This window comes from Streptomyces deserti, from assembly GCF_054782695.1.
Map to the genome: position 1 here is coordinate 19628 of NZ_BAAGRZ010000021.1, position 22019 is coordinate 41646.

General features: G+C 72.3%; 18 protein-coding genes. 7 read left to right on the forward strand and 11 right to left on the reverse strand.

Annotated features, from left to right (window positions below; all coding sequences use genetic code 11):
• Positions 1-31 precede the first annotated feature (31 nt).
• Positions 32-871: an endonuclease/exonuclease/phosphatase family protein gene (locus tag ACYVMZ_RS27860; protein ID WP_461084364.1), complete on the reverse strand. Its 840-nt coding sequence runs from the start codon at positions 869-871 to the stop codon at positions 32-34.
• A gap of 111 nt (positions 872-982) precedes the next feature.
• Between ACYVMZ_RS27860 and ACYVMZ_RS27865 the strand changes: the two genes are divergently transcribed.
• Positions 983-1375, forward strand: coding sequence for a nitroreductase family deazaflavin-dependent oxidoreductase (locus tag ACYVMZ_RS27865; RefSeq protein WP_461084366.1), 393 nt, complete (start codon positions 983-985; stop codon positions 1373-1375).
• A gap of 58 nt (positions 1376-1433) precedes the next feature.
• Here ACYVMZ_RS27865 and ACYVMZ_RS27870 read toward each other — a convergent pair whose 3' ends face one another.
• From ACYVMZ_RS27870 to ACYVMZ_RS27895, 6 genes are all read right to left on the reverse strand, one after another.
• Positions 1434-2885, reverse strand: a complete 1452-nt coding sequence (locus ACYVMZ_RS27870) for an aldehyde dehydrogenase family protein (RefSeq protein WP_461084368.1) — start codon at positions 2883-2885, stop codon at positions 1434-1436.
• Positions 2882-4612 carry an N-acyl-D-amino-acid deacylase family protein gene (locus ACYVMZ_RS27875; RefSeq protein WP_461084370.1) on the reverse strand — a complete coding sequence of 577 codons (1731 nt, stop codon included), beginning with the start codon at positions 4610-4612 and terminating at the stop codon, positions 2882-2884. Before ACYVMZ_RS27875 ends, ACYVMZ_RS27870 begins: the two co-directional genes overlap by 4 nt.
• Positions 4613-4730: 118 nt before the next feature.
• Positions 4731-5849, reverse strand: coding sequence for an LLM class flavin-dependent oxidoreductase (locus ACYVMZ_RS27880; protein ID WP_461084372.1), 1119 nt, complete (start codon positions 5847-5849; stop codon positions 4731-4733).
• 115 nt (positions 5850-5964) lie between these two features.
• Entirely contained in the window at positions 5965-6735 is a 771-nt protein-coding gene (locus tag ACYVMZ_RS27885; protein ID WP_461084374.1) for an SDR family NAD(P)-dependent oxidoreductase, read from the reverse strand.
• Between the two features lie 9 nt (positions 6736-6744).
• Positions 6745-7665, reverse strand: a complete 921-nt coding sequence (locus ACYVMZ_RS27890; protein ID WP_461084376.1) for an LLM class F420-dependent oxidoreductase — start codon at positions 7663-7665, stop codon at positions 6745-6747.
• Positions 7662-8900 carry an amidohydrolase family protein gene (locus tag ACYVMZ_RS27895; RefSeq protein WP_461084378.1) on the reverse strand — a complete coding sequence of 413 codons (1239 nt, stop codon included), beginning with the start codon at positions 8898-8900 and terminating at the stop codon, positions 7662-7664. The genes ACYVMZ_RS27890 and ACYVMZ_RS27895 overlap by 4 nt, the downstream gene beginning before the upstream one ends.
• Positions 8901-9120: 220 nt before the next feature.
• Between ACYVMZ_RS27895 and ACYVMZ_RS27900 the strand changes: the two genes are divergently transcribed.
• Together ACYVMZ_RS27900 and ACYVMZ_RS27905 are read left to right on the forward strand one after the other, a co-directional pair.
• On the forward strand, positions 9121-12072 hold the full coding sequence (locus ACYVMZ_RS27900; RefSeq protein WP_461084380.1) for an AfsR/SARP family transcriptional regulator: 2952 nt from the start codon (positions 9121-9123) through the stop codon (positions 12070-12072).
• 202 nt (positions 12073-12274) lie between these two features.
• Positions 12275-12427 carry a hypothetical protein gene (locus ACYVMZ_RS27905; protein ID WP_461084382.1) on the forward strand — a complete coding sequence of 51 codons (153 nt, stop codon included), beginning with the start codon at positions 12275-12277 and terminating at the stop codon, positions 12425-12427.
• 247 nt (positions 12428-12674) lie between these two features.
• On the opposite strand, the gene ACYVMZ_RS27910 is transcribed toward ACYVMZ_RS27905, so the two are convergent.
• Positions 12675-14276 carry a FadD3 family acyl-CoA ligase gene (locus tag ACYVMZ_RS27910; RefSeq protein WP_461084384.1) on the reverse strand — a complete coding sequence of 534 codons (1602 nt, stop codon included), beginning with the start codon at positions 14274-14276 and terminating at the stop codon, positions 12675-12677.
• Between the two features lie 124 nt (positions 14277-14400).
• Between ACYVMZ_RS27910 and ACYVMZ_RS27915 the strand changes: the two genes are divergently transcribed.
• From ACYVMZ_RS27915 to ACYVMZ_RS27930, 4 genes are read left to right on the forward strand one after another with little or no spacing between them, the layout of a single operon-like run.
• Positions 14401-15558, forward strand: coding sequence for a lipid-transfer protein (locus ACYVMZ_RS27915; RefSeq protein ID WP_461084386.1), 1158 nt, complete (start codon positions 14401-14403; stop codon positions 15556-15558).
• A gap of 7 nt (positions 15559-15565) precedes the next feature.
• Positions 15566-15979 (forward strand): Zn-ribbon domain-containing OB-fold protein, encoded by a 414-nt coding sequence (locus tag ACYVMZ_RS27920; RefSeq protein ID WP_461084388.1) that lies wholly within the window; start codon positions 15566-15568, stop codon positions 15977-15979.
• On the forward strand, positions 15976-16746 hold the full coding sequence (locus ACYVMZ_RS27925; protein WP_461084390.1) for an enoyl-CoA hydratase/isomerase family protein: 771 nt from the start codon (positions 15976-15978) through the stop codon (positions 16744-16746). Before ACYVMZ_RS27920 ends, ACYVMZ_RS27925 begins: the two co-directional genes overlap by 4 nt.
• Positions 16747-16795: 49 nt before the next feature.
• Positions 16796-17746: an alpha/beta fold hydrolase gene (locus ACYVMZ_RS27930; protein ID WP_461084532.1), complete on the forward strand. Its 951-nt coding sequence runs from the start codon at positions 16796-16798 to the stop codon at positions 17744-17746.
• A gap of 7 nt (positions 17747-17753) precedes the next feature.
• Here ACYVMZ_RS27930 and ACYVMZ_RS27935 read toward each other — a convergent pair whose 3' ends face one another.
• The 3 genes from ACYVMZ_RS27935 to ACYVMZ_RS27945 form a co-directional block, all read right to left on the reverse strand.
• Positions 17754-18359: a hypothetical protein gene (locus tag ACYVMZ_RS27935; protein WP_461084392.1), complete on the reverse strand. Its 606-nt coding sequence runs from the start codon at positions 18357-18359 to the stop codon at positions 17754-17756.
• Positions 18360-18576: 217 nt separating this feature from the next.
• Positions 18577-20964: an outer membrane protein assembly factor BamB family protein gene (locus tag ACYVMZ_RS27940; RefSeq protein WP_461084394.1), complete on the reverse strand. Its 2388-nt coding sequence runs from the start codon at positions 20962-20964 to the stop codon at positions 18577-18579.
• 189 nt (positions 20965-21153) lie between these two features.
• Entirely contained in the window at positions 21154-21921 is a 768-nt protein-coding gene (locus ACYVMZ_RS27945; protein ID WP_461084396.1) for a VOC family protein, read from the reverse strand.
• Between the last annotated feature and the right edge of the window lie 98 nt (positions 21922-22019).

Here is a 22019-nt window from a genome sequence, read left to right on the forward strand (position 1 = left end):
ACCTCGTGTGAGGGCGGCGAGGGGCGCCGTCTCACTCCTGGTCCGCCCGCTCCGCCAGGTCCGCCACGACCGCCGCGTGGTCCGACGGCCAGACCCCGTCCACGGGGCCGTCGCAGGCCCGCCGCACGCTCCGGACGTGCCCGAGTGCGTCCGGGCCGGGCGGCCCCACGTGGATGTAGTCGATGCGCACGCTCGGCTCCCGGCCGGGCGCCACGTACGGGTTGGCCGCGTCCCAGGTGGCGGAGGGGGCCGCCGGGTCGGCGTACTCCCAGGCGTCGAAGAGGACCTGGCGGGGCACGGCCGGGGCGGTCTTGTAGCCGCCGAGGAGGCGGATCTCGTCGGAGTCCGGCCAGGCGTTGAAGTCGCCGGTGACGACGGGCGGGAACGGGGTGTCGCCGCGGTGCCGGGCGACGAACTCGGCGAGCGCGGCGACCTGGCGGCAGCGGGCCGCCGAGGCGTGCAGGGCGGAGGTGAGGTGGACGGTGAAGAACGGGACCTCGTAGGAGGGGGTGGCGAGGCGGGCGTAGAGGGCGAGCCGGCCGTCGTCCACGTCCGCCGGGGCGGGCAGCGGCAGCACGTCCTCGTCGACGACGGGCCACCTGCTGAGCACGGCGTTCCCTATGTCGACGCTGTCGGCGGCGGGGCCCGCGAGTCGCCGCCGCCAGCGCTCGGGCGCGTGGGAGCCGGCCCAGGTCCAGTGCAGGCCCAGCTCACCGGCCAGCCACTCCGCGAGGTTCTCGCCGTCGGCGGCCCACACCTCCTGCAGGCCCACCACGTCCGGGCGCAGCTCGCGCAGGGCCGTGAGGATCGCCTTCTGCCGGGTCTCCCAGGGGCCGAAGCGCCACCACAGGTTCCAGGTCACCACCCGCATCCGCAGCCACCCGCTCTCGTCATGCCGCGTCAGATGACCATTGAAGCAGGAACCATCGAGGAAACAGATGGAAGAAACAGTGAGAGCCCGGTGCGAAGGAGTGCCCCTGCCATGTCCCGCCTCGCCGACCTCAGATTCCGCGCCGCCACGGCCTTCCAGCGCCGGGTGGGCAACCCGGTGCTGCGCCGCCTCCCCCTCCAGACGGTGCTGGAGACCACGGGCCGCGTCTCCGGGCTGCCCCGTCAGACCCCGGTGGGAGGCCGGCGCGTCGGCGACTCCTTCTGGCTGGTGTCGGAGTTCGGCGAACGGTCGCAGTACGTCCGCAACATCAAGACCGACCCGCGGGTACGGGTACGCATCCGGGGCCGCTGGCACACGGGCACGGCCCACCTGATGCCCGACGACGACCCCGTCGCCCGGCTGCGCTCCCTGCCCCGCCTCAACAGCGCCGGGGTGAGGGCGTTCGGGACGGATCTGCTGACGGTGCGGGTGGATCTGGACTGAGCAGACGGGCCGTGCGCGGCCTGCAGCCGTTCGCACGTCCTCGGCCTCGTCCTCGTCCTCAGCCCGGCCACACGATCGCCTGCACCTCGCTGTAGGCGTGCAGTGCGTACGAGCCGACGTCCCGGCCGACCCCGCTCTTCTTGAAACCGCCGAAAGGGGCCTCCATGTTGCGGCCGACGGTGTTGATCCCGACCCCGCCCGCGCGCAGCCGCCGCGCCACGCGGAAGGCGCGGGCCACGTCCCCCGACCACACGTAGTCGATCAGGCCGTAGTCGCTGTCGTTGGCCATCGCGACCCCTTCGTCCGCCTCGTCGAAGGGGATGACGACGACCACCGGGCCGAAGATCTCCTCGCGGGCCACCCGCATGTCGTTGGTGCAGTCGGCCAGGAGGGTCGGGGCGACGTAGAAGCCGCGGTCGTACGGCGGCCGTTCGCCGCCCGTCACCACGACCGCGCCCTCCTTGCGGCCGACGTCGACGTACGACTCGACCCGTTCGCGGTGCGCGGCCGAGATCACCGGCCCGACCACCGTGTCCGGCTCCCTGGGGTCGCCCACCTTCAACCGGCGTGCGCATCCGGCCAGTTGCTCGACCAGCCGGTCGTACACGCCCCGCTGGGCCAGCACCCGGGTCGGTGCCGTGCAGATCTGGCCGCTGTAGAAGGAGAAGGTGGTGCCGATTCCGGCGACCGCCGAGGCGAGGTCCGCGTCGTCGAACACGATCGCCGCGCCCTTGCCGCCCAGCTCCATCAACTGGCGTTTCATGTCCCGCCCGCACACCTGGGCGATGCGCTGCCCCACCGCCGTGGAGCCGGTGAAGCTCACCATGTCGACGTCGGCGGACGCGACGGCCGCCTCACCGACCTCGGTACGCGCACCGCTGACCACGTTGACCACGCCCGGCGGCACGCCCGCCGCCTGAAGCGCCTCGGCCATCCGGTAGACCGACAGCGGGTCCTGCGGGGCGGGTTTCACCACGACCGTGTTGCCCATCGCCAGGGCGGGGGCGATCTTCCCGGCCGGGTTGGCCCACGGGTTGTTGTACGAGGTGACGCAGGTGACGACGCCGACGGGCTGCCGTATAGCCAGCGCGCCCGTCACCCCCGCCTTCCCCATGGGGCCGGCCTCGTTGATCTGCGGCGGGACCGCCCACTCGGCGGGCTCCACGCGCGCGTACCGGCGGAATCGGGCGGCGGCGACGCCGACCTGCATGCGCCTGGCCGTCGCCGTGGTCGCCCCGGTCTCCGCCCGGGCCAGCTCCGCGTTCGGCCCCAGGTCACCGGCGATGATCTCCGCCGCCCGCGCGAGCACCGCCGCCCGCTCCCCCGGTGCCGTGCGCGACCACGGCTGGAAGGCCTCGCGGGCCGCGGCGCAGGCCGCGTGCACCTGATCCCGCGAGGCCTCCGGCGCCCACCCGACGGTCTGCTCGGTCGCCGGGTCGATCACCGCGTAGTGGCCGCCGTCGGGCTCCACCCACGCGCCGCCCACGAACAGCCGCCGGCCCTCGGTCACCGGGTGCTCACCGTGGCCGTGTCCCGCCCGGAACGCAGCACCTTCCCCGGCACCGCGCCCGTCACCGTGTCGTCCCGGATCACCTCGACCCCGTTGACCCACACGGCCCGCACCCCGAGCGCCTTGGCGTCCAGCCGCGGACTGTCACCCGGCAGGTCGTGCACCAGGGTGGCCTGACCCGCGCCGATCCGTTCCGGGTCGAAGAGGACGAGGTCCGCATGCCAGCCCTCCCGCACCCGCCCGCGCTCCCGCAGGCCGAAGAGGCGGGCCGGGTCGTCCGTCAGCATCTTCACGGCCTGCTCCAGCCCGGCCAGCCGCCGCCCGCGCAGGCAGTCCCCGAGGAACCGGGTGGTGTAGGGGGCTCCGCACATGCGGTCCAGGTGGGCGCCCGCGTCCGAGCCGCCCAGCAGGACGTCCTCGTGCCGCCAGGTCTCCGCCCGCAGCGCCCACGACGCCGGGTCGTTGTCCGTCGGCATCGGCCACAGCACCGTACGCAGGTCGTCGTTCGCGCAGATCTCCACCAGGCACGTGAAGGGGTCCTGGCCGCGCTCCGCGGCGATGTCCTTCACCACCCGCCCGGTCAGGCCCCGGTTCGCCTCGCTGTAGGTGTCGCCGATGACGTACCGCCCGAAGTTCGTCAGCCGCCGGAAGACGCCCGCCTCCTTGGAGCCGGCGCGCCGCAGCATCTCGGCCCTGGTCCGCGCATCCCGCAGCCTGGCGATGCGCTCGGGCACGGGCAGGCCCAGGATCTCGCCCCACCCGGGGATGAGGTTGAGCGCGCAGAAGGTGCCCAGGGACATGTTCATCGGCGTGAGGATCGGCATGGTGAGGGCCACCACCCGGCCGCCGGCCTTGCGCGCCCGCTCGCTCGCCTCCAGCTGCCTGGGCACCCGCTCCGGGACGGCCGCGTCGATGGTCAGGACGTTCCAGTTCAAAGGCCGCCCCGCCACCGCGCTCATCTCCACCAGCAGATCGATCTCCGCGTCGCTGAACTGGTCCAGGCAGCCCGCGACGATCCCCTCGATCTGCGTGCCCTCGTGCTCACCGACCGCCCGCGCCAGCGCCAGCAGCTCCTCCGGCTTCGCGTGCCGGGAGGCCACGGGCTGCCCGTCCCCGTCGGAGTGGGTGCTCGACTGGGTGGTGGAGAAACCCCACGCACCGGCGTCCATGGCGTCGTGCAGCAGCCGTACGATCCCGGCAAGCTGCTCCTCGCTCGGCTGCCCGCCGACGGCCTCAGGCCCCATCACATACCGCCGCAGCGCACAGTGGCCGACCATGAACCCGGCGTTCACGGCGATCCGCCCTTCCAGGGCGTCCAGATACTCCCCGAACGTGTGCCAGTTCCAGGGCGCCCCCTCCTCCAGCGCGACCAGGGACATGCCCTCGACCTTGGACATCATCCGGCGGGTGTAGTCGGCGTCCTGCGGCCTTGCGGGGTTCAGCGGCGCGAGAGTGAACCCGCAGTTCCCGGCCGCGACGGTGGTGACCCCGTGGTTCAGCGAGGGCGTGGCGTACGGGTCCCAGAAGAGCTGGGCGTCGTAGTGGGTGTGCGGGTCGACGAACCCGGGGGCGAGGACGAGGCCGGTGGCGTCCTCGGTGGTGCGGGATCCTGCGGTGATCCTGCCGATGGCGGCGATACGGCCGTCGCGGATGCCGACATCGGCGGTGCGACCGGCCGCACCCGTCCCGTCCACGACCCTCGCGCCTTTGATGAGGTGATCGAGCATGGGCTTCCTCCTCGACTCAGGTGTCGGGCACGCCCCCAAGGGGCGCGGGGCTGTGTCGGCCTGCGGCTGCCGCGTGGGCGCGGGCGACCACACCCAGCCCGCAGGCCGCCGTACGCCCTCAGCCCGCCCTCCGAAACCGCGTGGTCCGGTGCACCGGATCCGTATCGATCTTCGGAATCACGTGCTCCCCGATCAGCCGGATCGTCCGCAACGTGTCCTCCCGCGAGATCCCGATGGGCACCCCGAACACCAACTGGTCGGCCCCGGCCTGCTCCCACCGCTTGCACCGCATGAGCACCTCGTCCGGATCCCCGCAGATCAACAGCTCCTCGGCGATCAGATGCTCGATGATCTCCTCGGTGAACTCGGGCAGCGTCTTCGGCCAGACGGGGAAGCCGTCGGGCCGCGGGAAGGTGTCGTGGTAGCGGAAGAGAAGCGACTGGAGGTAGTGCAGCCCTCCGCCGGCGGCGATCCGCACCGCCTCCTCGTGCGTGGGCGCACAGACCGCGGTCGTCGTCACCATCACGTTGTCGTTGACGAAATCCCCGACGGGCTCCGCGTCCACGATCGCCGTCTTGTACTGCTCCAGCACCCACTCCATGTCGGAGACCTTCTGCACGCTGAACCCGAGCACCCCGAGGCCCTTGCGGGCGGCCATGGCGTACGACGGCGGCGACCCGGCCGCGTACCACATCGCCGGGTGTGACGTGCCGTACGGCTTGGGCAGGACCTTCCTCGGCGGCAGCGACCAGTGCCTGCCCTGGAAGCCGGGGTACTCGTCCTGGAGCCACATCTTCGGGAACTCGGCGATGGTCTCCTCCCAGATCTCCTTCGTGTGGTTCATGTCGGTGACGCCCGGGAGGAAGCCGAGGATCTCGTGCGAGCCGGCCCCGCGTCCGCTGCCGAACTCGAAACGGTTCCCGGTGAGGTGGTCGAGCATGGCGACCTTCTCGGCGACCTTCACCGGGTGGTTGACCGGGGCGAGCGGATTGAAGATCCCCGAGCCCAGGTGGATCCGCTCCGTCGCGTGTGCCAGGTATCCGAGGAAGACGTCGTTGGCGGAGAGGTGGGAGTACTCCTCCAGGAAGTGGTGCTCGGAGGCCCAGGCGTACTTGAAGCCGCACCGGTCCGCCTCGATGACGTACTCGGTCTCCTCCATCAGCGCCCTGTGCTCGGCGAGCGGGTCGGTCTCGGCGCGCTTGCCCACGTATCCCTGTACAAAGAGCCCGAATTCCAAGGAGGTTCACCGTCCCCAGCGTCATTTCTGACGAGTCGTCAGATTCATAGGCCGACTGTTCCACCGGCTCCTTGGAGCGTCAATAGCTGACGTACCGTCAGCCAAGCGGGGCCGGTCAGACCACGCTCACACCCGCCAGCCAGCCCCCGTCGATCACGAACGGCTGCCCGGTGATGTACGACGAGTCGTCGCACGACAGGAACAGCGCGAGCCGCGCCACCTCCTCCGGCCGCCCGATCCGCCCCAGCGGCACGAGCCGGCGGTAGAACCGGTCGAGGCCCTGCGCCGTCGCCTCCGGATCGGCGTCCGGGTCGAGGCGGGCCGGGTTGGACATCGCGGTGTCGATGGCGCCGGGGCAGACGGCGTTGACGCGTATCCCCCGCCCCGCCAGTTCCAGGGCGGCGACGCGGGTCAGCCCGAGGACGGCGTGCTTGCTGGCCGCGTACGCGCCCACGGCGGCCATGCCGGTCAGCCCGGTGTAGGAGGCGGTGTTGACGATCGTGCCGCCGTCGGTCATCTCCGGGGCGACGGCCCTGATGCCGAGGAAACAGCCGACCTGGTTGACCCGTACGACCTCCATGAACTCGTCGAGGGGCGTGTCCAGCAGGGCGTGGAAGCGCAGGACGCCGGCGTTGTTGACCAACCCGTCGATGCGGCCGTGGGCGTCCTTGGCGGCGGTGACCGCGGCCCGCCAGTCGTCCTCGCGGCCGACGTCGAGGTGGACGTACCGGGCGCCGATCTCCTTCGCGAGGGCCTCCCCCTGGTCGTCGAGGACGTCGGCGACGACCACCTCGGCGCCCTCGGCCGCGAAGAGCCGGGCCTCCTGTTCGCCCTGTCCGCGTGCGGCGCCGGTGACGATGACGACCCGTCCGTCGAGCTTGCCCATGCGGTCTCCTCACAGGTGGGGGGCGATGTCGGCGCCGAACGCCTCGATCTGGTCGGTGAGTTCGCCGCGGCTCCGGCTGCGGAACCGCACCTGGATCTGGTGCACGCCCATCGCGCGGTAGGCGCGCAGGGACTCGGCGAGGGCGTCCGGGGAGCCGGTGAGCGTGCGTCGCCCGACCTCCCAGGCCGGCTCACCGGCATACAGCGGCTCGGTGATCGCGCCGACGGTGAACGGTGCGTCCAGGCCCGCCTCTTCCCGCAGCCGGCGGATCCGGGCGAGCTGCGCGGGCAGCCGGTCCCGGGGGTCCCCCTGCGGCAGCCAGCCGTCGCCCTTGAGCGCGGCCCGGCGTACGGCGGCGGGCGAGGAGCCGCCGACCCAGACCGGCAGCCGTGGCTGCGCGGGCCGGGGACGCTGACCGAGGCCTTCGAAGTCGTACCGCTCGCCGTGGTGCTCGGGGAACTCCTCCGGCCCGAGTGCGGCACGCAGGGCGTCGATGGTCTCGTCGAGAAGAGGGCCCCGCCGGCGGAAATCCACGCCCAGCGCCTCGAACTCCTCCGGTACGTGCCCGGCGCCGACGCCGAGGATCAGCCGGCCCCGGCTCAGGTGATCAAGGGTCGCGTACTGCTTGGCGGTGAGCAGCGGATGCCGCAGTCCGACGACCGCGACATGGCTGAGCAGGCGGACGTGTTCGGTGGCTGCGGCGAGGAAGGAGAGAGTGGCGACGGGGTCGTACCAGACCGTGCTCATCGCGGCGGCCAGCCGGCGCGGAATGCCGACGTGGTCGCAGCACGCGAGGTAGGCGAAGCCGGCACGGTCGGCGGCGCGCGCGACCTCCACCAGGTCCTCCGGGCCGGCGGTGGTCTCCCAGGGCTCGGTGTAGAGGGTGCTCTGGGACTGCACGGGCAGCTGGATGCCGTACCAAAGGCTCACCTGGCACCGCCCGGCCACAGCCCGTCGTCCGTGAGCCCGAGCAGCTCGATGGCGTTGCGGCGGACGATCCGCTCGACGACGTCCGCGTCCAGGTGCCCCATCTGCGCCTCGCCGACCTCGCGGGACTTGGGCCAGGTGGAGTCGGAGTGCGGGTAGTCCGTCTCGTACAGGACGTTGCCGACGCCGATGGAGTCGAGGCTGCGCAGCCCGAAGGCGTCGTCGAAGAAGCAGCCGTGGACGTGCTCGGCGAACAGCTCGGAGGGCGGCCGGTGCACCTTGTCGGCGACGCCGCCCCAGCCCCGGTTCTCCTCCCAGACGACGTCGGCACGCTCGAGGATGTAGGGGATCCAGCCGATCTGCCCCTCGGCGTACATGATCCGGAGGTTGGGGAAGCGTTCCAGCTTCCCGCTCATCAGCCAGTCCACCATCGAGAAACAGCAGTTGGCGAAGGTGATGGTGGAGCCGACGGCGGGCGGGGCGTCGGCGGAGGTGGAGGGCATGCGGCTGCTGGAGCCGATGTGCATGGCGATGACGGTGCCGGTCTCGTCGCAGGCGGCGAGGAAGGGGTCCCAGTCGTCGGTGTGCACGGAGGGCAGCCCGAGGTGCGGGGGTATCTCGGAGAAGGCGACGGCGCGCACGCCGCGCCCGGCGTTGCGGCGGACCTCCTGGCCGGCCAGCTCGGCGTCCCAGAGGGGGATGAGGGTGAGGGGGACGAGCCGTCCCTGGGCGTCCGGCCCGCACCACTCCTCCACCATCCAGTCGTTGTAGGCCCGCACGCACAGCAGGCCGAGCTCCCGGTCTTTCGCCTCGGTGAAGGTCTGGCCGCAGAAGCGGGGGAAGGTGGGGAAGCACAGGGCGGACTGGACGTGGTTGACGTCCATGTCGGCGAGGCGGGCGGGCACGTCGTACGACCCGGGCCGCATCTGCTCGTAGGTGATGACCTCGAGGCGGATCTCGTCCCGGTCGTAGCCCACGGCGGTGTCGAGACGGGTGAGGGGCCGGTGCAGGTCCTCGTAGACCCACCAGTCGCCGACGGGCCCGTCGTCTCCCGCCCGGCCCATGACGGGCTTGAAGCGCCCGCCCAGGAAGGACATCTCCTTCAGCGGCGCACGCACGATCCGGGGCCCGGTGTCCTGGTACTTCTTCGGCAGTCTGTCCTGCCACACGCCCGGAGGCTCCACGGTGTGGTCGTCCACGGAGATGATCAGCGGAAACGTGCTCTCGTGGGTGTCCATGGCGCTCACCGTAGCGCTGATCTGACGGTCCGTCAGCTACGCGAACGGGGGGCGGTTGGCGGTCGTTGCCGTGCGGAAGTGTGCGGACCGGGTGTGGACCTTGTGACCTCCCGTGCGCCGGCCTGTGATCGGTGTCTCCGACGGCTGACGCACATGCCATGAACAAGGCAAACTGGCGTGGTTGCGGGGTGATCCGGAAGACAGGGCCTAGGGGGACTGCATGGACGGTGTACCGCGGGTGCCGGAGCAGCGGCGTCCCGGCTCCTCGGCGGAGCCGCCGGCGCTGCGCTTCAGCGTGCTCGGACCGGTGCGCGCCTGGCGCGGCGACGAGCCACTCCAGACCGGCTCACCCCAGCAACGCGCCCTGCTGGCCGCCCTGCTGCTGCGCGAGGGCCGTACGGCCACGGCGGCGGAGCTGATCGACGCCCTGTGGGGCGAGGAGCCGCCCTCGCAGGCATTGGCGGCGGTACGGACGTACGCGTCGCGCCTGCGCAAGGTCCTGGACCCGGGCGTCCTGGTCAGCGAGTCCGGCGGTTACGCGATACGGGGCCTGGGCGAGGGCGCCCTGGACCTGGCGGTCGCCCAGGATCTGGCGACGGAGGCGGAGAAGGCGCGGTCCGCCGGCGACCTCTGCCACGCCCGCGACGTGCTGCGGCGCGCCCTGGCCCGGTGGGACGGGGAGGCGCTGGCGGGCGTACCGGGCCCGTACGCGGAGGCACAGCGCGTACGCCTGGAGGAGTGGCGCCTGCAACTGCTGGAGTCCTGCCTGGACATGGACCTGGAGCAGGGCTGCCACGCGGAGGCGGTCTCGGAACTGACGGCCCTGACGGCGGCGCACCCCCTGCGGGAGCGGTTGAGGGAGCTCCTCATGCTCGCCCTGTACCGCAGCGGCCGCCAGGCTGAGGCGCTCGCGGTGTACGCGGACACCCGGCGGCTGCTGGCGGAGGAGCTCGGGGTGGACCCCCGGCAGGGCCTGAAGGAACTCCAGCAGCGCATCCTGCAGGCGGACCCGGGGCTGGCGGAACCGTCGTCCCCGGCGCCGGAACCGGCCGTGGTGCCGGTGCGCCCGGCCCAACTGCCCGCTACCGTCCCCGACTTCACCGGCCGCAGCGCCTTCGTGCGCGAGCTGAGCGAGATCCTGGCGTCTTCGGAAGGCCGGGTGATGGCGGTGTCGGCCCTGGCCGGCATCGGCGGCGTGGGCAAGACGACCCTGGCGGTGCACGTCGCCCACCAGGCGCGCTCGGCCTTCCCGGACGGGCAGCTGTACGTGGACCTGCAGGGCGCGGGCCCTCGGGCGGCGGAACCGGAGACGGTACTGGGCTCGTTCCTGCGGGCGCTCGGCACGGCGGACTCGGCGATCCCGGACTCGCTGGAGGACCGGGCGGCGCTGTACCGCTCGGTGCTGGACGGCCGCCGGGTGCTGGTCCTGCTGGACAACGCGAAGGACGCCGCCCAGGTGAGGCCGTTGCTGCCCGGCACGGAGGGCTGTGCCGCGCTGGTCACCTCCCGGGTGCGGATGGTGGACCTGGCGGGCGCCCACCTGGTCGACCTGGACGTGATGTCGCCGGACGAGGCGCTGGCCCTGTTCACGAAGATCGTCGGCGAGGAGCGGGTGGCGTCCGAGCGCGAGGCCGCCCTGGACGTGGTCGCGGCCTGTGGCTTCCTGCCCCTGGCCATCCGCATCGCGGCCTCCCGCCTGGCGGCCCGCCGCACCTGGACGGTGTCGGTCCTGGCGGCGAAACTGGCCGACGAACGCCGCCGCCTGGACGAGCTCCAGGCGGGCGACCTCGCCGTGAAGGCCACCTTCGAGCTGGGCTACGGCCAGCTGGAGCCGGCCCAGGCCCGCGCCTTCCGCCTGCTGGGACTGGCGGACGGGCCGGACATCTCACTGGCGGCGGCTGCGGCCGTGCTGGATCTTCCGGCGGAGGAGACCGAGGACCTGCTGGAGTCCTTGGTGGACACGTCACTGCTGGAGTCGGCGGCGCCTGGCCGCTACCGCTTCCATGATCTGGTGCGGCTCTACGCGCGTGCGTGTGCCGAGCGGGACGAGCAGCCGCCTGGTGAGAGGGAGGCGGCGTTGTCGCGGTTGCTGGACTTTTATCTGGCGACCGCTGCGGGGGTGTACGTCCTCGAGCGACCCGGTGATCAGCTGTTGGCGCACCTCGCCCCCACCAGTCAGCCGGGGCTCACCTTCACCGACCGCAAGATGGCCGGCGATTGGCTCTACACAGAAGCCCCCTGCGTGCTCGCATGCGTCCGCCAGCACGCCACAGGGCCTTCTCTCCGCCGCGCGGTGGACCTCCTCTTCTCCGCCAAGGACCTCGCGGAGTCGGGGGTCGACGCACGGCAGTACGAGCAGGTCGGCATGGCCGTCCTCACAGCCGCGGAACGGGCGGGTGACGCGCTCGTGCAGGCTCGCGCGCGGACGATCCTGGCGCACTCGCACAGCCTGTCCGGCAAGTTTCAACAGGCCGACGAACATGCGGCACGAGGAATGCGCCTCAGCGTGGCCGCAGACGACCCCGTATCGGGCGGATACGCCCCCAATGTCCGCGGGATCGTCGCGATCTATCAGAATCGGTACCAGGACGCGGAAGCGTACCTGGGAGAGGCCCTGAAAGCGTTCCGCGCCGATGGCAACCGTCCTGGAGAAGCAAGCGCGCTCAGCAACCTGTCACGCGTCCATCTCAGCGCAGGGAAGCCGGAAGTCGCCGTGGCCCTTGCGGAGCAGGCTCTGGCCATCTACCGCGACGTCGGCTTGACGTGGCGCCTCGCCAACGGCAAATACGCGCTGGGTCTGGCCCTCTCCGCGGTGGGGCGCCACAACGACGCCATGAATGAGCTCAACTCCGCCCTCCCCGTATTCCAGGAAAGCCGCCAGCGGCTCTGGGAAGGGATGACGCTGTTCCGCATGGCCGAGGTCTCCTTGGCGGCACGGCAGCCCGCGCGCGCTGCCGCACAAGCGGAACAGGCCCTCGCCCTGCTCCGCGGGATCGGCGGCGAATGGCGGCGCGGGAATGTGCTGACCGTTCTCGGCCGCGCACTCGGCGCGATCGGACAGTCCGGCCGAGCGCACGCCTGTTTGACGGAGGCACTGGCCATCTACGAGAAGCTGGACAGGCCGGAAGCCGCCGAAGTCCGGGGCCTGCTGTCGCGGGCGACCGCTGCCTGACCCCCGTGGTCGGCGTTCATCGTTCGTTTATCGCCTCACGGCACTCTCTTCGTCAGTCGATGCGTCGCGTCGGGGGGCAGACGGATCGACTCGCACGGCCGCATCACCAAGGTGAGCGGGCCTGAGGCGTCCGCCCGGCAGCACACGGGGGAGCTGCCGGGCGGAGCTGCCGAGAATCTCGCACCCCAGGGAGTTGAATGCCATGAGCGACGAGAAAACGACTGAGCCTGTTGTGGTCAAGCCTGAGGACGATCACGCCACTGGCGGCACTGAGACCAAGCCGCTCGACGACCACGCCACGGGCGGCGGGGAGTCGACCCCGCAGGACGACCACGCGACCGGGGAGCAGGCGTAACCGAACTCGGTCTACGGGGGATCGGCCGCGACGGCGCGGAGGGGGAGCCGTCGCGGCCGATGGGTGCCCGACACGCTGCACACCCTGAGGCACACGTCCCAACGCCGGGCGGGCCGGCCGGGAGCGTGCCTCGGGCGTTGGCGTCCGCGGCGGCGCAAAGGTGTGCCGCCGCGGACGGTCTGCGTGCGAGGGCCAGTACAGCTCAGTAAAGCTTGTTGACAGCCGTCACCGTGGTCCTCTTGGACGGTCACAGCAGGCGCCGGGTCCGGTTGCGCAGCTCCCCCTTCACCACCTTCCCGCTCGCGTTCCGCGGCAGCTCCCCCACGAACTCCACCGCCCTGGGCACCTTGTAGTTCGCCATCTCCCGGCGTGCCCAGGCGATCAGGTCGTCCCCCGTCACCACAGCCCCCGGCCTCCGCACCACGTACGCCTTCCCGACTTCCCCCAGCCGGGGGTCCGGGACCCCCACCACCGCCACGTCGGCCACATCCGGGTGCAGACCCAGCACCTGCTCGATCTCCGCCGGGTACGCGTTGAAGCCGCCGACGATGAACATGTCCTTGATGCGGTCGGTGATGCGCAGGTTGCCCGCCGGGTCCAGGACCCCGACGTCCCCGGTGCGCAGCCAGCCGTCCTCCGTCAGGACCTCGGCCGTGGCCGCCTCGTCCTCGTAGTAGCCGCGCATGACGTTGAAGCCGCGGACCAGGACCTCGCCGGGAATGCCGGGGCCCACCGTCTTCCCCGTGCCGTCGACGATCCTCACCTCCGTCCCGGGGATCGGGCGGCCGGACGTCGACGCGACGACCGTCGGGTCGTCGCCGCGGCGGCACATCGTGACGATGCCGCTCGCCTCGGACAGGCCGTAGGCCGTGAGGACCGTGGTCACGCCCAGTTCGCCCCGCAGCCGCTCCACCAGGCGCAACGGCACCACCGCCGCGCCCGTCACCACCAGGCGCAGCGCCGAGAGGTCGTGCGCGTCCCGGCCCGGATGGTCGAGCAGCGACTGGAGCAGGGTCGGCGGGCCCGGCAGCACGGAGATCTGTTCCGCCGCTATGTTCGCCATGGCCGTGGCCACGTCGAACACCGGCTGGGGGATCATCGTCGCGCCCCGCATCAGGCAGGCCAGCACCCCCGCCTTGTAACCGAAGGTGTGGAAGAACGGGTTCACGATCAGGTAGCGGTCGCCCTGACGCAGGCCCGCCAGGTCGCTCCAGATGTCGTACGCCCGCAGCGTCTGCGCGTGGGTGATCACCGCTCCCTTCGGGCGGCCCGTCGTGCCCGAGGTGAAGATGATGTCCGAGGGACACGTCCCCGACACCGCAGCCGCCCGTGCCCGGGTCTCCGCCTCCCCCACGCCCTCCCCGCTCGCGAGGAAGTCCTTCCAGGTGAGGAAGCCGGCCGGGGCGTCGTCCGACAGCACCACCACCCGGGACAGCGCCGGCAACCCGGCCAGCGGCCCGGCGCCCGGCCCCTCCCCCGCCGCCCTCCGCAGCGACGCCACGTACGACGTGCCCAGGAACGTGCCCGTCACGAAGAGGAGCCGGGTGCCGCTGCGCCGCAGGACGTCCGCTGCCTCCGCGCCCTTGAAGCGGGTGTTGAGCGGGACGAGGACCCCGCCGGCCGAGACCGCGCCGAGTGCCGCGACGATCCAGTCGAGGGAGTTGGGGGCCCAGATGCCGACCCGTTCTCCCGGACCGATCCCGTTCGCCAGGCACGCCGCCGCCGCGCGTTCCACGCGGGCGCCCAGTTCGCCGTACGTGATCCGGGTGCGGCCCTCGACGACCGCCTCGGTCTCCGCGTACCGCGAAGCCGCCGACCGGACCAGGTCCGCAACGCTGTCCCACTCCACAGCTGGCCTCCTCGCGGCACAGGAGCTGACTGACCGTCAGATTAGCGGTAGCCTGACGGGCTGTCAGCACATCCCCTCGGCGGCATCGGCAAGTCCCCTCGGCGGCAACGGAGGTGCGTGCGGCATGGCAAGTACGGGAGGCCTCAAGGACGCCACCGCCATCGTCGGTATCGGGCAGACCCCGTTCGCCAAACACCTCCCCGAGGACGAGCGCACGCTCGCCTGCCGTGCCGTCCTGGCCGCGCTCGACGACGCCGGGATCGCGCCCGGCGAGGTCGACGCCCTCGCCTCGTACACCATGGAGGAGACCGACGAGGTGGAGCTGGCGAAGGCCGTCGGGCTCGGTGACCTCACCTTCTTCGGTCAAGTCCCCTACGGCGGCGGGGGTTCCTGTGGCACCGTCGCGCTCCTCGCCGCCGCCGTCGCCGCCGGCCAGGCGACCGTCGGCGTCGCCTGGCGGTCGCGGAAGCGGGGCTCGGGACCCCGGCCGTGGACGAACACCGCCGTGCAGCTCCCCACCCCGGCCCAGTGGACCCGGCCCTTCGGCCTGCTCCGGCCCGTCGACGAGATCGCCGTCCTCGCCCGCCGCTACCTGCACGAGTACGGCGCCACCCGGGACCACCTGTTCAACGTGGCCCTCGCCTGCCGGAACCGGGCCAACCAGAACCCCGCCGCGATCATGTACGACCGCCCCCTCACCCGCGAGATGTACATGACCTCCCGGTGGATCAGCGAGCCCCTCTGCCTCTACGACAACTGCCTGGAGACGGACGGCGCCCTGGCCTGCGTGGTCGTCTCCCGCGAGCGCGCCCGCGACTGCGCCCAGCGCCCCGTCTACGTCCACTCCGCCGCCCAGGGGCTGCCCGCCCAGCACCACGGCATGGTCAACTACTGGAACGACGACCCGCTCACCGGCCCGGCCTGGACCGCCGCCCGGCACCTGTGGAAGCACGCCGACCTCACGCCCCAGGACGTGGACGTCGCCCAGATCTACGACGCGTTCACGCCTCTCGTGCTGCTCTCCCTGGAGGGGTACGGCTTCTGCGGCCGGGGCGAAGGGGGCGCCTTCACCGAAGGGGGCGCCCTGGAGATCGGTGGGCGACTGCCGGTCAACACCGGTGGGGGCGGGCTGAGCGAGGCCTATGTGCACGGCTTCAACCTCATCACCGAGGGCGTGAAGCAGCTGCGCGGGACCAGCACCGCGCAGGTGCCGGGGGCCGCCACCTGCCTGGTCACCGCGGGTGAGGGCGTCCCGACCTCCGCCCTCCTGCTGAGGAGTTGAGACAGACGTGCTGACACCCGTCATCGACACCGACGGCGCCCCCTTCTGGCGGTACGCCGCCCAGGGCGAGCTCCGCATCCAGGCGTGCGCCGACTGCGGCGAGCTCCGCTTCCCGCCCCGGCCCTGCTGCCCGCACTGCCAGTCCTTCGCGAGCGAGTGGCGCAGGGTCTCGGGCCACGGCCGCGTCTGGTCCTACGTCGTCCCGCACCCGCCCCTGCTCCCCGACTACGCGGAGCTGGCGCCGTACAACGTCGTGGTCGTCGAGCTCGCCGAGGCGCCCCGGATACGGCTGGTCGGCAATCTCGTCGCCGGACCCGGGCAGCCGGTCGACTCCCTTCCCCCGGACCGGATCCGTATCGGCGCCAGGGTGCGGGTCGTCTTCCACGACGGCCTGCCCCAATGGGTCCTGGAGCGGTCATGAGCGTGCGCGTCAGCACCGACCAGGACACCGGAGTCGCCGTCGTCACCCTCGACCGGCCCGGCAGACTCAACGCCATCGACCTGGCCACCGCCGACCAACTGACCGAGACATGGCGGCGGTTCCGCTTCGACGACAGCGTGCGTGCCGTCGTCCTCACGGGCGCCGGCGAGCGGGCGTTCTGTACGGGGATCGACCGTGACGCCGTCGTGGCGCAGCCGAACTCGCCGTACATGCAGGACGACCCGCTGCTCACCGTCGGCCCGAAGGCGAACGACCTGTGGAAACCGGTCGTCGCCGCCGTGCGGGGCATGGCCTGCGGAGGCGCCTTCTACCTGCTCGGGGAAGCGGAGTTCGTCGTCGCCGACACGACCGCCTCCTTCTTCGACCCGCACACCACCTACGGCATGGTCAGCGCCTACGAGTCCGTCCTCATGGCGCAGCGCATGCCGTACGGCGAGGTCGCGCGGATGATGCTCATGGGCACCGCCGAGCGGATCTCGGCGCAACGGGCGTACGACATCGGACTCGTCAGCGAACTCACCCCTCCCGGCGAGGACGTGGCGGCGGCGATCGACCGGGCCGCCGTCATCGCCGGGTATCCGGCCGAGGCCGTGCAGGGGACCGTGCGGGCCCTGTGGGCGGCCCGGGAAGGTGCCCTGGCTCAGGGGTTCGCGCAGGCGCCTCAGCTGATCGCGCTCGGGAACCGGGCGAGGGAACGGCAGACGGAGCTGTTCGCCGGGCGTCGGCGCACGTACCGGTCGCGTTAGCAATTCCCTTACAGCGCCCGCGTATGCTCGGCGGGTGGTTGAGCACCGAATGATCGACGTGAACGGTATCCGGCTGCACATCGCCGAGGAGGGCGAGGGCCCGCTCGTGGTCCTGCTGCACGGCTTCCCCGAGTCGTGGCACTCCTGGCGCCACCAGTTCGGGCCGCTGGCCGCGGCGGGGTTCCGGGTGGTCGCCCCCGACCAGCGCGGGTACGGCCGCAGCGACCACCCCGAGGACGTGGCCGCGTACAGCATCCTCCACCTCGTCGGTGACGTGGTCGGGCTCATCCACGCGCTGGGCGAGGAGCGGGCGTTCGTCGTCGGGCACGACTGGGGTGCGCCGGTGGCCTGGCACACCGCGCTGCTGCGGCCGGACATGGTGCGCGGGGTCGCGGGGCTGAGCGTGCCGCCGCCGTTCCGTGGAGAGCGGCCGCCGCTCCGGACCATGCGGGAGCGGTTCGGCGGGCGGTTCTACTGGAACTACTTCGAGCGACCCGGTGTCGCCGACGCCGAGTTCGCCAAGGACCCCCGTACCAGTCTGCGCAAGCTCCTGTACTCCGCCTCCGGTGACGCCCCGGGCGCCGCCCGCGCCGAGCAGGCCCTCGTCGACCTGGAGCGGGGCTGGCTCGCGGACATGACCGACCCCGAGGTGCTGCCGGACTGGCTCACCGAGGAAGACCTCGACGCCCTCACCGAGAGCTACGCCCGGGGCTTCACCGGCGCGCTCAACTGGTACCGCAACCTCGACCGCAACTGGGAGCTGACCGCCGCCTGGCACGGCGCGGTCGTCACCCCGCCCGCCCTGTACATGTACGGCGACCGGGACCTGGTGCCCGCCTTCCCCGGCACGCCGGAACTGATCGAGAGGCTCCCGCGGTTGATGCCGAACCTGCGCAGGGCGCCGATCGTGCTGCCGGGCTGCGGCCACTGGACCCAGCAGGAGCGTCCCGCCGAGGTGACCGCCGCCCTGCTCGACTTCCTGACCGGCCTGCCGGACTGACGTACCGTCAGTCCGTAGCCACCTCCGCCTTCGGTTCGACCTCGCAGTGGTCGACCGAGGACGCCTTGCTCTTCCTGCTCATCTCGATGTCGACGGTCAGCTTGTCGTCGGCGGGCACGTCGATCCGCCACGTCTCGTCCTTGATCGTGGCGTCCTGCCCGTCCCGGAAGGAGACCGCGACCCAGAAGGCGGTCTCGACCGCGTTGGGGTTGGTCACCTCGACGGTCGCGTACGGCTCCTTGACAGTCGCGCACTTCAGCAACTTCACGGTGGCGGGCTTCAGTCGGTCACCGGCGGGCCCGCTGTCACCGTACGGGTCGTCGGTGGCCGAATCGCCGTAGTCGCCGTTGCCGTAGTCGCCGTCGTCGTAGTCGCCGTTGCCGTAGTCGTAGTCGCCGTCGCCGTAGTCGCCGTAGTCGTCGGACGAGCCGCCCGATGTCGAGCCCGAGGTCGACGACGAGCTGTCGTGGTCCTGCTGGGAGCTGCTGCAGCCGCCCCCTCCCCCGCCGCCGCTGCCACTTCCGTGACCGCGTCCGGTCGAGAAGCCGGTCAGTGACAGCACCATCAGCACCGACACCGCCGCATACCTGATTCCGCGTCCCCGTAGCCGCATGCCGGCCACCCTATCCAGCCACCTGTCACGGCCATGTCACCACATGGCGACCACCGCGTCCCCGGCGTACCGTCTGCCGTGAGAGCGGCGAACGGGCCGCTCCCCGAAGCGACGGCCGCCGTCTGGAACCCCTTCCGTGCGCCGGTCGACGGCCGTCCCGGACCGCCCGGCGCCCTGTGGTGCGCGCCGGTCGACGGCCGTTCCGTACTGCCGGGCGCTACGTCGTACGCGCCGTGCCCGTGCCCAGTTCCGCGTCCAGGGCGTACACGCAGCGGTCCTTGCTGCACGCGTACACGACGCCGTCCTTGACGACCGGGGAGCCGGTGATCTCGCCGCCGGTCGCGAGTTTCCAGCGCAGCCGGCCGTCGTCGGCCTTCAGGGTGTAGAGCAGGTGGTCCGTCGAGCCGAAGTGGATGCGGCCCTCGGCGACCGCGGGGGCGCCCACGATGTCGCCGCCCGCCTGGAAGCGCCACTTGGGGGTGCCGGTGACGGCGTCCAGTGTGTAGAGGCCCTTGCCGCTGCCGACGTGGACGTGGCCCGCGGCCACCAGGACGGGCTCGATGGACGCCCGGGACTCGGTGGCGATGCGCCAGCGGTCGCGGCCGTCGGTGGCGTCGAGGGCGTACACCGTGCCGAGGTAGTCGGCGAGGTAGATGCCGCCGCCGGTCACCGCCGGGCCGGGGACGAAGGCCGGCGGGGAGAGGAAGACCGCCGGGGCCTCGAAATGCCACTTCACGTGCCCGCCCGCGATGTCCAGGGCGAGGACGCGGGTGCCTGCGGAGACGTACACGTAGCCGTCCGGGGCCTGCGTGAGCCGTACGGGTACGCCGCCGCAGGAGGCCGCGTCGCCGATCGGGTACGACCAGCGCTCGTCGCCCGTACGGGCGTCCAGTGCCCTCAGCCGGGCGTCCTGCCAGACGTACACCGTGCCCTCGTGGACGGCCGGGCCCGCCTCCGGGGACTCGAAGTCGCTCTGGACGCCGGTGATCTCCCACAGCTTCTGGCCGTTGGAGGCCTCCCAGGCCTGGACGCCGCCGCCGCGGGTGCCGGTGACGACCGTGCCCCGGTCGGCCCTGAGCGAGTACACCCAGGCGTCCGTCTGCAGGCGCCACAGGTCGGTGCCCTCGCGGGCGTCCAGGGCGAAGAGGGTGGGGCCGTCGGAGGCGTGGATCCGGCCGTCCGCGACCGCCATCGACCAGGCCACGTCCCGGGTCTTGAAGCGGCGGCGGCCGGTCGCCACGTCCAGGGCGTGCACCTCGAAGGAGGTGACGTACACGAGGTCGTCCGCGACGGACGGGGTGCCCCACACGTCGTTGGACATGCGGAACCGCCAGGGCCGCCACCCGCTCGGCTGCTCCGGCGGCGGGGGCGGGGCCGCGGGCGCCGGTACGGCGGGGTCGGCGCCGTTGACGCCGGGGCGCGGCTTGGACCAGGACGCGGCGAGGGCGGCCTCCGGAGGGGGTGCCTTGACGGCGGCGGCGCGGACCTCGGCGACGCGCGGCCCGGGGCCGATGGGCACCTGGGCGCCGGCCAGCCGCACCGGGCCGGTGTCGGGGGCGCCGACCGGCGCGGGCACGGGGGCGGGGCCCGGCGGCGGGGCCGGGACGACGGGGTCGTGCGGGGGCGGGGGCGGGACGGGCGCGGGCGGCCGGGCGGCCCCCGCTCCGCCGCCACTGCGGCCGGGGCCGGAGGACGGCTTGCTCGGCGGGCGGCCGTTGCGCCGGGCCTCGATCAGGGCGACCGCCTTCTCCGGCAGCCACGCCGACGCCGTACCGCTGTCGTCGGAGCCGGAGCCGAACAGGTGCGGGGCGAGCTGGGCCTGGAGGTCGGCGGGGGTGGGCCGGGCCGATGCCTCCATCTGCATGCAGGACTCGATGAGCGGGCGCAGCTCGTCCGGCAGCCCCTCCAGGTCCGGGCCCTCGCGCAGCAGCATGAAGACCGTCTCGACCGGGTTGGCGCCGTGGAAGGGCGGGTGCCCCGTGGCGGCGAACACCAGGGTCGACCCGAGGGAGAAGACGTCACTCGCCCCCGTCACGCTCCGCGAGTCCTTGGCCTGCTCCGGCGACATGTAGGCGGGCGTGCCGACGGCGACGTTGGTCATCGTCAGACGTGTGTTCGAGACGCCCGAGGCGATACCGAAGTCGATCACCCGGGGGCCGTCCTCGACGACGAGCACGTTGGACGGCTTCAGGTCGCGGTGGACGAGCCCGGCGCCGTGGATGGACTGCAGCGCCTCGGCCACGCCCGCCGCGAGCCAGCGCACCGCCTGGGCCGGCAGCGGCCCGCACTCGTTCACTATCTCCTCGAGGGAGGGCGCGGGAACGTACGCGGTGGCCAGCCAGGGCACGGCGGCGCGCGGGTCGGCGTCCACGACGGCCGCCGTGTAGAAGCCGGAGACCGCCCGGGCCGCCTCCACCTCGCGGGTGAAGCGGACCCGGAACAGCTGGTCCTCGGCCAGCTCCGTCCGGACCGTCTTGATCGCCACGCGCCGGCCGGACGCCGAGCGCGCGAGATAGACCAGCCCCATGCCGCCGGCACCCAGCCGTCCCAGCACCTCGAACGGCCCGATCCGCCGCGGATCGTGCTGCGTCAGCTGATCCACCACTTGCCTGCCACCTCCCCGTACGAGCCGCGCCGGTCACATCTGTACGCGACCCCGTGCAGCGTCTCACCACCGCACCGCCATGGCGGCACGCACCCTGATTCTTCCTGTCCGGGGCGCTGGTTGCGAACCCGGCGACGAACGGGGTGTCCAGCACCATATACGGACGAAAACGGACGGAGAAGCGGCAGCTCAGCGGTGCAGCAGTGCGAAGGACGCCCCCTGATCGTCGGTGACGACGGCGACCGTGCCGTAGGACGTCTCAAAGGGGGGCGCCTGGATCCGGCCGCCGAGCCGGGTGACGTCCTCCAGTGCGGCCGGTACGTCCTCGACGGCAAAGTGGACGAGGAAGTGGGGCGGCATCTCGGCGGGGAAGACGTCGGAGACGGGGGCGCGGCCGAAGTCGGGCTCGGCCTCCGGCCCGAACAGGGCGTCGTGGAACAGGTCGCCGTAGAAGGCGTTGGCCGCCTCGGTGTCCCGGGTGTACAGCTCGGCCCAGGCGAAGGTGCCCGGCTCGTGCCGTCTGCCGAAGCCGGGGTGGGTGCCCGGCTGCCACAGGGCGAAGACGGCGCCCTCGGCGTCGGTGACGAGGGCGGTGACGCCGAGGTCGGCGACCGGCAGGGGCGCGGACACCACCTGCCCGCCGGCCGCGCGGATCCGCCCGCACAGCGCCGCGGCGTCCGGGGTGGCGAAGTACACCGTCCACACGGTGGGCAGCCGGCCGTCCAGCTTGCGGACGAGCGCGGCGACGGGTTCGCCGTCCTTCAGCGCCCGGGTGAAGGAGCCGTACCACTCCTCGAAGGTCCACCCGAAGAGCTCACCGTAGAAGCGCTTGCCCGCCTCGACGTCGGGGAGCTGCGCGTCCACCCAGCAGGGGACGCCCTCGCCGTAGACGCCCTGCCTGGAGCGACCCTCCCGGGAGGCGCCCTCTCCGTCCACCGGTGCCCTGTTTTCGGCCATGTCGCCAAAGTAACCGGGTACCACGCAGCCCGCAGACCAGGCACACCAGCCCCCGCACCCCCTCGCACCCCATTTGCAGTCGGCCGAATAGCGCTGGG